The 12827-nt window shown below is 60.0% G+C and carries 12 protein-coding genes and 5 tRNA genes; 7 read left to right on the forward strand and 10 right to left on the reverse strand.

All coding sequences use genetic code 11. The features are described from left to right. Positions 1–4 precede the first annotated feature (4 nt). From hpnE to hpnC, 3 genes are all read right to left on the reverse strand, one after another. The gene (gene hpnE / locus DKK66_RS01300) at positions 5–1309 is read right to left on the reverse strand and encodes a hydroxysqualene dehydroxylase HpnE (protein ID WP_131354832.1); all 1305 of its coding nucleotides are present in this window, start codon (positions 1307–1309) and stop codon (positions 5–7) included. A 7-nt stretch (positions 1310–1316) separates the two neighbouring features. Then, positions 1317–2162, reverse strand: a complete 846-nt coding sequence (hpnD, locus tag DKK66_RS01305) for a presqualene diphosphate synthase HpnD (protein ID WP_131354835.1) — start codon at positions 2160–2162, stop codon at positions 1317–1319. Between the two features lie 65 nt (positions 2163–2227). Next, entirely contained in the window at positions 2228–3040 is an 813-nt protein-coding gene (gene hpnC, locus DKK66_RS01310) for a squalene synthase HpnC (protein WP_131354838.1), read from the reverse strand. A 130-nt stretch (positions 3041–3170) separates the two neighbouring features. On the opposite strand from hpnC, the gene DKK66_RS01315 reads away from it, so the two are divergent. The 5 genes from DKK66_RS01315 to DKK66_RS01335 all read left to right on the forward strand — a co-directional run bounded on the left by DKK66_RS01315 (position 3171) and on the right by DKK66_RS01335 (position 3701). After that, positions 3171–3246: transfer RNA gene (locus DKK66_RS01315), tRNA-Ala, on the forward strand. Positions 3247–3271: 25 nt separating this feature from the next. After that, positions 3272–3347 (forward strand) — tRNA-Glu (locus DKK66_RS01320). A gap of 21 nt (positions 3348–3368) precedes the next feature. Further along, positions 3369–3444: transfer RNA gene (locus DKK66_RS01325), tRNA-Ala, on the forward strand. A 52-nt stretch (positions 3445–3496) separates the two neighbouring features. Beyond that, positions 3497–3572: transfer RNA gene (locus DKK66_RS01330), tRNA-Ala, on the forward strand. Positions 3573–3625: 53 nt separating this feature from the next. Next, positions 3626–3701 (forward strand) — tRNA-Ala (locus DKK66_RS01335). Positions 3702–3747: 46 nt separating this feature from the next. Here the strand turns inward: DKK66_RS01335 and DKK66_RS01340 are convergent. The 3 genes from DKK66_RS01340 to DKK66_RS01350 form a co-directional block, all read right to left on the reverse strand. After that, positions 3748–4410 (reverse strand): hypothetical protein, encoded by a 663-nt coding sequence (locus tag DKK66_RS01340; protein WP_131354841.1) that lies wholly within the window; start codon positions 4408–4410, stop codon positions 3748–3750. 175 nt (positions 4411–4585) lie between these two features. Further along, the gene (ribA, locus tag DKK66_RS01345) at positions 4586–5209 is read right to left on the reverse strand and encodes a GTP cyclohydrolase II (RefSeq protein ID WP_045847162.1); all 624 of its coding nucleotides are present in this window, start codon (positions 5207–5209) and stop codon (positions 4586–4588) included. A gap of 83 nt (positions 5210–5292) precedes the next feature. After that, on the reverse strand, positions 5293–6000 hold the full coding sequence (locus DKK66_RS01350) for a GAF domain-containing protein (protein ID WP_062789677.1): 708 nt from the start codon (positions 5998–6000) through the stop codon (positions 5293–5295). Between the two features lie 123 nt (positions 6001–6123). On the opposite strand from DKK66_RS01350, the gene DKK66_RS01355 reads away from it, so the two are divergent. Then, positions 6124–7203 (forward strand): hypothetical protein, encoded by a 1080-nt coding sequence (locus DKK66_RS01355; RefSeq protein WP_131354845.1) that lies wholly within the window; start codon positions 6124–6126, stop codon positions 7201–7203. Positions 7204–7274: 71 nt separating this feature from the next. Here DKK66_RS01355 and DKK66_RS01360 read toward each other — a convergent pair whose 3' ends face one another. From DKK66_RS01360 to DKK66_RS01375, 4 genes are all read right to left on the reverse strand, one after another. Beyond that, the gene (locus DKK66_RS01360; protein WP_131354848.1) at positions 7275–8366 is read right to left on the reverse strand and encodes a polyamine ABC transporter substrate-binding protein; all 1092 of its coding nucleotides are present in this window, start codon (positions 8364–8366) and stop codon (positions 7275–7277) included. 194 nt (positions 8367–8560) lie between these two features. Continuing rightward, positions 8561–9439 (reverse strand): Hsp33 family molecular chaperone HslO, encoded by an 879-nt coding sequence (gene hslO / locus DKK66_RS01365; RefSeq protein ID WP_045847158.1) that lies wholly within the window; start codon positions 9437–9439, stop codon positions 8561–8563. Between the two features lie 2 nt (positions 9440–9441). After that, the gene (locus DKK66_RS01370) at positions 9442–10029 is read right to left on the reverse strand and encodes an MFS transporter (RefSeq protein ID WP_045847157.1); all 588 of its coding nucleotides are present in this window, start codon (positions 10027–10029) and stop codon (positions 9442–9444) included. A 126-nt stretch (positions 10030–10155) separates the two neighbouring features. Next, entirely contained in the window at positions 10156–10986 is an 831-nt protein-coding gene (locus tag DKK66_RS01375) for a L,D-transpeptidase (protein ID WP_239689536.1), read from the reverse strand. A gap of 213 nt (positions 10987–11199) precedes the next feature. Here DKK66_RS01375 and rlmD point away from each other — a divergent pair, with 213 nt between their 5' ends. Continuing rightward, entirely contained in the window at positions 11200–12786 is a 1587-nt protein-coding gene (rlmD, locus tag DKK66_RS01380; protein WP_131354851.1) for a 23S rRNA (uracil(1939)-C(5))-methyltransferase RlmD, read from the forward strand. The last annotated feature ends 41 nt before the right edge of the window (positions 12787–12827 follow it).

Raw genomic sequence — 12827 nt, forward strand, 5'->3', positions numbered from 1 at the left:
TGAGTTACCTGCCGGCAACTCTTGATGATGGCAAATCCTGCATTAACTGGCGGGCCGCGGTAAGACCGCTGCGCACCGCACCTTCCAGCGTGGCGGGATATTCCGGGCACAGCCAGTCCCCCGCCAGATAAACCGATTGTACCCTGCTACGGCAGTGTGGTCTTGTCAGACCCACGCCAGAGGCAAAGGTGGCGCGCTTTTCCACGATCAGCTGCCGCTCCAGCGGCACCAGCCCGTTGAGCGCCGGCAACAGCACCTCGACATCCGCCTGCACCCGGTCCAGCAAGCTGGCACGATCCAGGTTGCGCACCGCGGGCGGTGGTGCGCTGATAACAGCGGCCAGCAAGCCTCGCTCACCCGACAGCGCCTGGCGGTCGAACAGCCAGTCCAGCGTGCCGCCCTGCAAACCCGTCATGGGGACCGGCATGTTGATGTCGGCATCGTAGCGCAGGTATGCGGTATATATCGGCCAATAATGAAATGCCTTGATCTGACTTTGCAGTTGCGGCTCCTGCAGCAGTTCGGCCGCATGATAAGGTGCCACCGCGACGATGGCAGCATCAAACCGCTCACCATCCACCACCACACCCTGCTCTGCCGGATAAATCTGTGCGACCCGTACGCCGGCACGCCATTGCAGGCCTTGTTCGCGCAGCCAGTCCAAGGCCGGGCCAGGAAACAAGGCAGTCAGATCACTGCGCGGCAACAGCAGGTCGCTATCGGCACGGCGACCGCCCAGGCTGTCGCGCAAGGTGGTGGCCAGAATCTGCATGGAAGCCAGCTCCAGCGGGGTATTGAGCGCCGACAGCACCATGGGACGCCAGAACTGCTCCACCAGATGGGCCGACTGCCTTTGTGCGGTCAGCCACTCGGCAACCGTGATGTCTTGCGCCAGGCGCCAGCCTTGCCAGCGCAAGCCCTGCAAGGCACGAGCCAGTTGCCATTTGTCCCGCCAGCCAATACCGCTTGCCGTCAGCAGGCCGGCCAGCACATGCAAGGGGGCAGGCCAGCGCGGGCATTGCATACGCATGCCGCCCTGGCGCTGCCAGAGCAGCGGCAGCCGCAGCATGGCCTTGGCATCGTCAACGCCCACCTTGCGCATCAGTTGCAGGCAATCGCGGTAGGCACCAATCAGGATGTGCTGCCCATTATCCAGCAGACTGCCAGCACTATTCAGGCGGCGGGCCCGGCCGCCAGGTTCGCGCCCGGCCTCGAACAAGGTCAGCTCGGCCTGACCGGCCAGCTCCACCGCGGCGGCAAGCCCGGCCCAGCCGGCACCGATAATGGCAATCCTCGGTCTGGCCTTCATCACAGCATCAGGCCTTGTAGCCCAGCGTCCAGGTGCGCCATGCCAGCCACAGTTTGCGTACTGGCGTCAGCGACAGGCGCTGGTTCAACACCTTGGCCGGGCCATCCAGCTGGATTTCTTCCAGCGTGGCGCGGTAGATGGCGGCCATCAGCAGGCCGGGACGCTGGCTCTTGCGGTCCACCACCGGCAGCAGCGCCCAGGCGCGGCGGTAATATTCACGCGCGCGTTCGATCTGGAAGGACATCAGCGCGGCAAATTCCGGACTTTCCTTGTAGCTCATCAGGTCGCTGGCCGGCACATTGAAACGCTGCAGCTCTTCTACCGGCAGGTAAATGCGGCCACGGCGCGCGTCTTCACCAACGTCGCGGATGATATTGGTCAGCTGGAAGGCAATGCCCAGTTCATGCGCGTATTTCAGCGTTTGCCGGTCCTGGTAGCCGAAAATCTGAGCTGCCAGCTGGCCCACCACCCCCGCCACGCGATGGCAGTACAACAGCAGGTCCTGGAAGCGGTCGTATCGGGCAAAGTCCAGGTCCATCTGCATGCCGTCGATGATTTCTTCCAGCAGGTTCTGCGGCAGGTCCAGCGCGCTGACATGCGGCTTGAGCGCCAGCATCACCGGATGTTCGGGCTGGCCGTGGTACAGCTTTTCCACTTCACCTCGCCACCAGGCCAGCTTGGCGCGGGCAACGTTTTCGTCGTGACATTCATCCACCACGTCGTCCACTTCGCGGCAAAAGGCATACAGCGCGGTAATGGCATCGCGGCGGTCTTCCGGCAAGAAGCGGAAGCTGTAGTAAAAGCTGGAGCCGCTGCTGGCGGCCTTGTCCTGACAATACTGCTGCGGCGTCACACGCCTCTCCTTTGTTGCCGACGGGTCAGCCTGCAGCTTCCCATCTGGGTAAGTATGGTTATCTGTTATTTGGCGCGCAGCGCACGCCACAGCATGTAAATCCAGTCGCGCCAGGTCAGTACCGGGCGCTGGCGGAACACGTCGCCGCCGCTGTCGTGCAGCTTTTTCAGGATGCGCTCGCCGCCCATGATGACAAGACGCAGCTCCAGCCCCAGGCGGCCCTTGAGCACCTTGCCCAGCGGCGCACCGGCTTGCAGCATCTTGCGGGTGCGTTCAATCTGCGCCAGCATCATCGGCCGCCACAGGCCGGTGGCATCGCGCCCGGCAATCTGCGCTTCGCGGATGCGGAATTTTTCCAGATCATCCAGCGGAATGTAGATGCGGCCCTTGTTCCAGTCCACGCCGACATCCTGCAGGAAGTTGATCAGTTGCAATGCCGTGCAGATGCCATCGGACATGGCCAGGCTGCGCGGGTCGTTTTCACCATACAGTGCCAGCATCAACCGCCCCACCGGATTGGCCGAGCGGCGACAGTAGTCCACCACTTCGGCAAAGCTCTGGTAGCGGGTTTTCACCACGTCCTGGCTGAAGGCCGACAGCAGGTCATAAAACGGCTGCAACGGCAGCTGGTGCTGGCTGATGACGGTAGCCAGGTTGCGCATCAGCGGCATGGCCGGAATACCGCCATCGCGGATGACATCCAGCTCGTCACGCAAATGCGCCAGTTCGCGCAGGCGTTCGTCAGGCAGCTTGTCACCTTCGTCCGCCACATCATCGGCATAGCGGGCAAAATGATAGATGACATGCACGGCGCGGCGCATGCGCCGTGGCAGCAAGATCGACCCGACCGGGAAGTTTTCGTAGTGACCAACCGACATCGGCAATCCAACCCTGTCATTGCAGAACCGGTGATTATAGCGCAGGGGCAGCGCTAAATTTTTTTTCGCAGATCCCTTTACAGCCGCGGACAGCCTGTCTATACTGCGCCCCACTGTGAACGACAGACACGGGGCTATAGCTCAGCTGGGAGAGCGCTTGCATGGCATGCAAGAGGTCAGCGGTTCGATCCCGCTTAGCTCCACCAAAGGTCTTCACAGGTTTTGCCTAGGGTCCCCATCGTCTAGAGGCCTAGGACATCGCCCTTTCACGGCGGTAACCGGGGTTCGAATCCCCGTGGGGACGCCAAGAATTCGATGTAGTACCCGTGGGGGTATAGCTCAGCTGGGAGAGCGCTTGCATGGCATGCAAGAGGTCAGCGGTTCGATCCCGCTTATCTCCACCACAATTCAGATACTGATGATATCGCCTGACGGGTTTCATCAGTCCAGCATTACGGGGGTATAGCTCAGCTGGGAGAGCGCTTGCATGGCATGCAAGAGGTCAGCGGTTCGATCCCGCTTATCTCCACCACTACACAGTCAGCTGACCGATGGCTCCAGACCATCAGACAGACAAAGCAATACGGGGGTATAGCTCAGCTGGGAGAGCGCTTGCATGGCATGCAAGAGGTCAGCGGTTCGATCCCGCTTATCTCCACCAACACAAAAGCCGGAATCACACGATTCCGGCTTTTTCTTTGCCTGCGTCACATGGCTGCCGTCCCCGGCGGCCCCAGCAGCGGCACCAGCTGTGCCAGCCTTGCCTGTACCTGCAACAGCAGCGGATGCTGCGCCATGCCAAAGCCCTCGCCCACCAGCGCCAGCACAAAGCGGATGCCGTGCAATACCAGCACGGCGGCTTCTTGCTCTTGTGGCAGCAAGACATTGTCACCAGGCCGTTGCCGTCGCCGCCGCTCCGCCACCCGCGGCGCAAACGCTGTGGATGGCAGTTCTCCGGCCTGCCTGCTGTACAAGCGATAGGGCAAGGGCCAGTCATCCACCACAACGGGCTGCCGCCCGGTCAGCTCCTGCAGCACCTGTCCCCATTCCTCAACCAGACGCACCAGGCGTTCCAGCCCGCTCCTGGCCTGTCCTCGGCCACCCTGCATCATCTGCTCGCGCAAATGCTGGACGCGCCGCAACAGAAAACGCAGCTTGGCCAGAGCCAGCTGACGCGCGTCTTCATCCCGTCCGCTACCGGCACGTCGTGCCAGATCATCCAGCATGGCCACCCAGTCCAGAAACTCTGCCAGGGCCACGCTTTCCTCTACGCCATCCCGGTCTGGCATGCGCCGTGGCAGTTTGCCACGCCGGGCCTGTGGTTCAGCCATGGTGTTGAACCAGACATTCTGCTTGGCGGTGATTTTCATCGCGATGCCTCACTCAGCGGACTGCCCACCACATTTTCAATAAATATTTGTTTTATTTTAAATCTATCGACCAGTATCGAGAATACTTGAATCGTTGAGCAGCAAACAGCGTAAGCAGCATGAAAAATGCCAGCGCATGGCGCTGGCATCGGGAAGTGCGGCAAAAACGGAATGATCAGGAAAACAGCATGTGGCCCAGCTTGGCGGCCTTGGTATCCAGGTAACGATCGTTATGCGGGTTGCGCCCCACCATCAGCGGCACCCGCTCCACCACGTCGATACCGGCGGTCTTGAGGGTTTCCAGCTTGCGCGGGTTGTTGGTCATCACCCGCACGCTCTTGATATTCAGCGCATCCAGCATGTGGCGCGCCACGCGGAAGTCACGCATGTCCGCCGGGAAGCCCAGTTGCTCGTTGGCTTCCACCGTGTCCGCCCCGCCATCCTGTAATTTGTAGGCGCGGATCTTGTTGATCAGACCGATACCACGACCTTCTTGCCGCAAATAGAGCAAGGCACCACGGCCTTCCTTGGCAATGGCTTCCAGCGCAGCTTCCAGCTGGAAACCGCAATCACAACGCAAGGAGAACAGTGCGTCACCAGTCAGGCATTCCGAATGCAGGCGTGCCAGCACCGGCTCACCATCGGCCACGTCGCCCATGGTGAGCACCACATGTTCGCGCCGGCTGTCCTGCTCCTCAAAGCCATGCATGGTGAACACCCCGAACGGCGTAGGCAGCTTGCAACTGGCCACGTAATCAACAACGGGTTCAATCTGCGGGTTGGGATATTGCGCGGCCATGCTTGCTCCGGAATCTGTTCGGGAAACTTCGCGCTTGCTACGCGAAGCCATGTGGTGGGGAATATTCCGTAACTGAGGGCAATTTACGCCTTTTCAAGCGGCGGCATGGCAGCAAACGGTGCTGCCAGCACAATGGCCAATGCCGCCAGCCATACCTGACGGCTGGCATCAAAGTAGCTCAGCTGACTGGATTCGGCATCCAGAATACCCAATACCCGGTCATGCTCATCCACGATGGGCAGGCAGACTTCGCTCTTCACCTTGGGGTCGCATTCGTAGTAGCCACCACCTTCGGCGCGCCAGGCGGCGACATCGTCAATCAGCACGCCCCAGCCGGTCAGGCCAACGCGGCTGTTATTGCTGCCTGCGGCAAATTCTTCGGTCAGCGGGAATTCAGCCCGGCTGGGCAGGCCCTGATAGGCCAGCTTTACCAGACGGGCATCCTTGCCCTCACCGGCGCGGCGATAAATGCCCAGCCAGTCTGCACCGATCTTCTGGTTGACCGAATCGACCAGTGCATTGAAATTGGTCAGCAAGCTGCGCGCAGCTTCGGTTTCGCCGCCAAACCATACCGACAGGTCGTACGGTTCATCAGCCAGCTCTTCTACCAGCGAGCAGGCACCGTCTTCGCTCAGCTCGGGCACCTGGTAGCGGAACAGATCGCGCTGCACCGGGGGTTTTTCCACATCCAGCACGGCCTGCAAGGTCATGACGGCAATTTGCAATTCGGTTCGATCTAGCTTCAGGCCCTGTTCACGCAGGTAGTCGGTCAGCTGGCGGGTCGGTATCATCAATACTCCTGGCATTGCTTGGAACACAGACAGCCAAACACGGCCAGGCTGTCTGATAAAACGCGTTAGCATACCAATACTGCCAACAAAAGTCGCCCTTCCCTCTGCCTGCATCGCTGCCTCATGACTGCCATCCATATTCCGTTTTCTCCGCTGCGCATCCGTGCGGGTCATCGCACCATCTCCCTGCTCCGACAACACGGCCTGCCAGCCGACCGGGTTGGCAGCCTGCCCGGTGCTGCCGGAGGCCCCAAGGCGATTGGCTTGTGCGGGCTGGATCAGGCGGTGTTCGGCTGGCTGGCCGACAGCCCGCGCCCGCGCGAGCTGGTGGGGGCATCCATCGGCAGCTGGCGCTTTGCCTGTGCCATGCAGGCAAAGCCGCAACAAGCGCTGGCCCGGCTGGCCGAACGCTATACCGCGGAATGCTATGCCGACGATGTCGACATCGCCGTCATTACCGCACAAACCCGGCAGATGCTGCAGGACATCCTCGGCCCGGACGGCCTGCAAGCCATCCTGCACCACCCGCATTACCGTTTGTCCTTGCTGCTGGTGGCATCGCACGGTTTGTTAAGGCATGAGGCACCGGCCTTGCTACTGCCCGGCCTGGCCTTTGGCGCCACGCTCAACGGCCTTCGCCGCAGCTTGCTGCGCCACTGTTTCAGCCGGGTGATTTGCCACGATGCCCGCAGCAGTCTGCATTTTGTTCCGCACGATGGCCTGCCCACCCGTTTGCTTGCGCTGGGTGAACATAATCTGGCTGCCGCGCTGATGGGCAGCGTGGCCATACCGGGGGTATTGCACGGGGTAAGCATGCCGGGCGCGCAAGCTGGCGTATACCGGGATGGCGGCTTGCTGGATTACCACCTGGACCTGCCCTTTGCCAGTCAGGATGACATCACGCTGTATCCGCATTTCGGCCCGCGCATCGTGCCGGGCTGGTTCGACAAATTCCTTCCCTGGCGTCAACACCAGCCGTCCAACCACAGCAATACCCTGCTGCTTTGCCCTTCCGCCGACTTTCTGGCGCGACTGCCTGGCGGCAAGCTGCCGGACCGCAGCGACTTCAAGCGCTTTCGCGGCCAGGACAAGCTGCGGCAGCAGCAGTGGCGCACCGCCTGTGCCGAAAGCCAGCGCCTGGGGGACGCCTGGCTGGAATGGCTGGCGCGCGGCTGCCCGCTGGATGTGGTGGAAGCGCTCTAGCGATTGCGGCTGGATGACCAAACAAAAAGCCCCCGAACGGGGGCTTTGGCTTGCAGATACGGCAATCAGGCTCAGCCGGCACGGCCCAGCTTGAAGTTCTGCCACAGGCGGGAATAGATGCGCAGGGTTTTCGGGTCTACCGACTTCATGATGAAGCCCTTCTTCACATCGTCAGCCGTCGGGAAAATGCTGCGGTCAGCCAGATACTTCTTGTCGATGAAAGGACGTGCAGCCAGGCTACCCGGTGCATAGGTCACCTTGTTGGCATTGGCTGCAGCAACATGCGGGTCCAGCGTGTAGTTGATGAAGGCCAGTGCGTTGGCAACATTGGCGGCATCCTTCGGAATGGTCATGCTGTCCACCCAGAAGGCAACACCGGACGACGGCATCAGTACCTTGATGTTGACGCCGCGCTTGGCTTCTTCGGCACGACGCTTGGCGATGTTCAGGTCGCCACCGTAACCCATGGCCAGGCAGACGTCGCCGTTGGCGATGTCATTGATGTAGCCGGAGGAAGAGAACTGGGTGATGCTGCTGCGGATGGCCGCCAGTTGCGGGGCAACGGCCTTGTAATCAGCCTCGTTGTTACTGCCCGGCTGTTTGCCGTAGTAATGCAGCACCTTTGGCAGTACGTCGGAGGCGGAATCCAGAATGCTCACGCCGCAGGACTTCAGCTTGGAAGCATATTCCGGCTTGAACAGCAGGTCCCATTCATTGGCCGGCAGCTTGCCACCCAGGGCCTTCTTCACCTTGTCTTCGTTGATACCCAGGGTAATCACACCCCAGAAGTAAGGCACGGCAAACTTGTTGCCCGGGTCGGATGCTTCCATCAGCTTGAGCAGGGCCGGGTCCAGGTTCTTGTAATTGGGGATCTTGCTCTTGTCCAGCGGCTGGAACAGACCACCCTTGATGCCTACTTCCAGCACATTGTTGGACGGCACGGTGATGTCGTAGCCGGAGTGACCGGTCACCAGCTTGGCATTCAGCGTTTCCATGCTGTCGTAAACGTCGTAACGCACCTTGATGCCGGTTTTCTTGCTGAAATCCGGTACGGTGGTCGGTGCAATGTAGTCAGACCAGTTATAGATGTTTACGACCGGTGCGCCGGCCTGAGCTGCCAGTGCAGTGGCGGCCAGCAGGCCACCGATAATCATTTTTTTCATTGTTTCCCAACTCCTTCGGTACAGGTTTGTTGCATCATGCCTGTTTAGCATATCAGTACATTTGTGATCAAATCTACCATTTCCTTAAACAGCCTTCATCCGCTGCTTGTGGAAAATGCCATGCAGAATGCAAAAAGCCGCCAAATATGGCGGCTTTCACGCGTACAGGCAAGTGTAGTCGGCCTGTGTTCAACTTAATGTCGCGCTTCGCGCACGGCGGCAACCAGGTCGTAATCGAACAGCTCGTTGGCGTCCTCTTCATCAAACACATAGTGCTGGTTGCAGTAGTCGCAGACAATTTCCACACTGCCCTGCTCCACCAGCACCTCACCCACCTCCTGACCGCCCAGCATCTTCAGCATATTGCCCACGCGCTCGCGGCTGCAATTGCAGGAAAAGCTGACGGCTTCGGGTTCGAACACCCGCACGGTTTCTTCATGGAACAGGCGGTGCAGGATGTCGGCTGCCGGCAGGGTCAGCAACTCGTCGGCTTGCAGTGTGCCACCCAGAATGCGGACGCGGTCCCAGCCTTCCGGCTCGCCATGGCCGTCGGGCAGGCGTTGCAGCAGCATGCCGGCTGCGGTGCTGTCATTGCTGGCCAGTACCAGACGGGTATCCAGCTGCTCGGAACGCAGCATGTAGTTTTCCAGCATCTGGCCGATGCTGTCGCCTTCCAGCGCCACAATGCCTTGCCAGGTTTGCGACTTGTCCAGCTTGGGTTCGAGCGTGATGACAAACTGTCCGGCACCACCCAGCAAATCCAGAATGGGAGCTTCGGGCAGGTCGCCATCCCACTTGGCAGTAGCGCGCACCGTGCGGTCATGGTTGCACTCCACCACGGCCAGGCGCAGCGGGCCGCTGCCATGCAATTGCAGGATGAGGGCACCGTCAAATTTCAGGTTGGCCGACATCAGCTGCGCAGCTGCCATCATCTGGCCCAGAATGTTCTTGAGCGGTGCGGGATAGGCACGGCGGGCCAGCACCTGTTGCCAGGCGCCATCCAGACGGACCAGTGCGCCGCGCACCGGTGCGCCATCAAACAGGAATCGTTGCAAAGTATCGTGTTGGCTCATGTTTATTCCTTGGCGGTGTCTTCTGCCACTTCTACGGTATAGACGGTCATCGGCAAGCAGGAATTGACGTCGAATTCACAACCGGCACGTACACCCAGCTCGGCAATTTCACGCGCGGTCAAATCCTGCTCGTAAGCGGCAAACATCGCGCCCATGGCGAATTTGCGTCCCGAGCCTATCGCCCAGAAACGCGAAAACTGGTAGATCTCGCGCATGGGGTAAACACCGAAAATACCGTGGGGATTGGCAATCACCACCATCATCTGGCTGGATTCATAAGGGTCTTCCTCGTCCTCTTCCGGACGCAGGTAAAACCCGTCTTTCAATTTGGGATGCAGCTTGCGAAAGGTATCGAAAATGCCTTTGCGGCTGGAGAAATCCTTTTTCTTCAGTTCCTTCAGCGCACCTTGCAGCACCAGGTCATGGGCGGCAGAACCGGAAATGGCAAGATAGCTGTCTCCATGCTGGAAAATCTTGTTATGGAAACAGTCGTAGTTGGCCAGTAGTTTCTGGTCGTCACCAAAGGTGGTCTGGCTGTCGGCGGCAATGGCAATCTGCCCGCCTTTTCTTACTGCCACAATGGTTGTCATTGCCGGATGCGCCTGCTTGCAAGGGAAGGGGCTAATATAGGGCCGCATGGCAAAAATGCAAGCCTGCCGCGCAACAGGCAACAAGCCGACTTGCGTCGGCCTGTAACCCTGACTGCCCAGCCCTGCTTACAGCACCACGGCGGGCTTTTTCACAGGCTTGAGCTTGTTACCGGCTGAATTATAGGACTGCGGATTCGTCACATTCTGCGGCTCGGCCTGCTGCTCCACTGGCATGCCCTCCTTGGGCGGCAGGGATAGCCAGCGCACGGCGGCCAGTTCACCCGGCACACCGGGCTGGTGCTTGCAGGTGAGGCACACCGGTTTGCCGCTGCGCTCTTTCAAGGCCTGATCCACCCGACGCCCCACCACGGCAACGCCGTGGGTGCGCTGCCACTCCAGCAGGCTGTCGGCCAGATGAGGGAAGGACGGGTCATCCTGCTTGTAATGGTTTTTATAGGCGGTGAGCCACAAATCGCCGGCCGGGTCCTGATTCAGCAATACCGTCTGATAGGCAATGGTGACCGCCGCGCCCTTTTGCACGGCATCGGCCAGGCTGAGAGCATCCGGGTTCTTCAGACGGATGCAGCCATGGCTGCGAAAACCGGGAACGGAAGCCGGCGCATTGGTACCGTGAAAACCCAGCCCCAGACGAGCCTCGCCAAAGCGGATGAACACCGGGCCCAGCGGATTATCCGGCCCCGGCGGCACCACGGTGAGCACCGGCTTGCCCTGGTTCTTCTGCTCTTCCTGAATGGATTTGGGCACATGCCAGCTGGGATCGCGGTACACCCCGGTAATGGCATAGCTGCCAATCGGGGTCTGGGTCAGCATCTTGCCGACCGCTACCGGATAAATCCTTTGCAACTGGCCGTCCTGATAAAAAAACAGGCGAGCCTGCGGCAGATTCACCACCAGATGCTGACCGGCCTGACTCAGCTGGATATCAGGCTCGGGCATGCTGGCAGCCATGATCGACGCAGAGGAGGACACCCAGACAGCAGCAGGAACAAGAAAGGAAAGCGACAACTTCATTGCGCACCAGACCCATGGTTTTTCACGAAAAACATGATAACAGAAATCAGCAAATCCCCGCCCCGGCAAAAACCCCTGCGCAGCAGCGCATATTTTGAGAAAATCCCGGTTTTACGCCTGATTTCCCACATCAATACAATGACTCAGCAACAGACCATTGCTCTGGTCGAATCCCTTGACCACGAAGGCCGCGGGGTCGCCCACGTCGACGGCAAGACCATTTTCATCGACGGTGCATTACCTTATGAAAAGGTAATATACAGCGCATACCGCAAAAAACCCACGTACGAAAACGCCGACACCACCAGCGTGCTGAAGGAAAGCTTCATGCGCACCACGCCGCGTTGCCCGCACTTCGGGACCTGTGGCGGCTGCTCGATGCAGCATGTGGAATTCACCGCCCAGGTGGCCATCAAGCAGCGCGTGCTGGAAGACAACCTCAAATTCATCGGCAAGGTTAAGGCTGAGCGCATTCTCACCCCGATTGCCGGCCCCACCTGGCATTACCGTCACCGCGCACGCCTGTCGGCCCGCATGGTGCCGAAGAAAGGCGGCGTGCTGGTGGGCTTCCACGAAAAGCATTCCAGCTATATCGCAGAAATGCGTGAATGCCATATTCTGCCGAAAAACATCTCCGACATGATCATGCCGCTGCGCGAGATGATCGCCAGACTGTCGATCAACAGCCGCATGCCGCAAGTGGAAGTGGCGGTGGGCGACAAGGTGGACATCCTGGTATTCCGCAATATGGATGCCATCAATGCCGCCGATGAAAAGCTGCTGCAACAGTTTGCCGACACCCATCGCCAGCCCGATCGTCCGGTACAGATCTGGCTGCAACCCGGTGGCCCGGACACCTGCTACCCCATCTACCCGCTGGATGCACCGCGCCTGACCTACAGCCTGCCGCAATACAGCGTGGAAATGCCGTACTACCCCACCGAATTCACCCAGGTGAACCCGCAAATCAACGCGGTGATGGTGTCACGCGCGCTGGGCTTCCTCGACCCGCAGCCGGGCGAACGCATTGCCGACATGTTCTGCGGCATCGGCAACTTCACCCTGCCCATTGCCCGCTCCGGTGCCACCGTGCACGGCATGGAAGGCAGCCAGGCACTGGTGAAGCGTGCGGTGGAAAACGCCACCCACAACGGCCTGCAGGACAAGGTGAGCTATGAAATGGCCAACCTGTTTGAAGTCACGCCGGAAAGCTTTGCCGCACTGGGCAAATTCGACAAGATGCTGGTCGACCCGCCACGCGACGGTGCCATCCAGCTGCTCAAGGCCATGACCGACGACACCGCGCCGCAGCGCATTGTCTATGTGTCCTGTAACCCGGCCACGCTGGCACGCGACGCTGGCGTACTGGTGCACACCAAGGGCTACACCCTCAAGGCGGCAGGCATCATTAACATGTTCCCGCACACCGCCCACGTGGAGTCCGTCGCCTGGTTCGAAAAAACCGGCCCGGCCAAGAGCCTGAAGGAAGTGGCTGACATGGAAGCCGCGGAAGAAGCCATCCGCGAAGCCAAACGTCAGGCCCGCAAGCAGCAGGAAGCCGAGGCAGAAGCCCGTAAACAGGCAGAACTGGCGGAAAAAGCCGCTGCCAAGGAAGCCCGCCGACAGCACTATCTGGCCAACAAGGACTACTACGACGCCCGTAGTGCTGCCCAGCAGCAGGCACGAGATGCCGCTGCCGCTGGTGAGGATGGTGGCGAGAAGTAAGGGGCAATAAGGGAGAAAAGAGCCGTTTTTTGTGTAACCAG

It is taken from the genome of Aquitalea sp. USM4, assembly GCF_004328945.1.
GTDB classification, from domain to species: Bacteria; Pseudomonadota; Gammaproteobacteria; order Burkholderiales; family Chromobacteriaceae; genus Aquitalea; species Aquitalea pelogenes.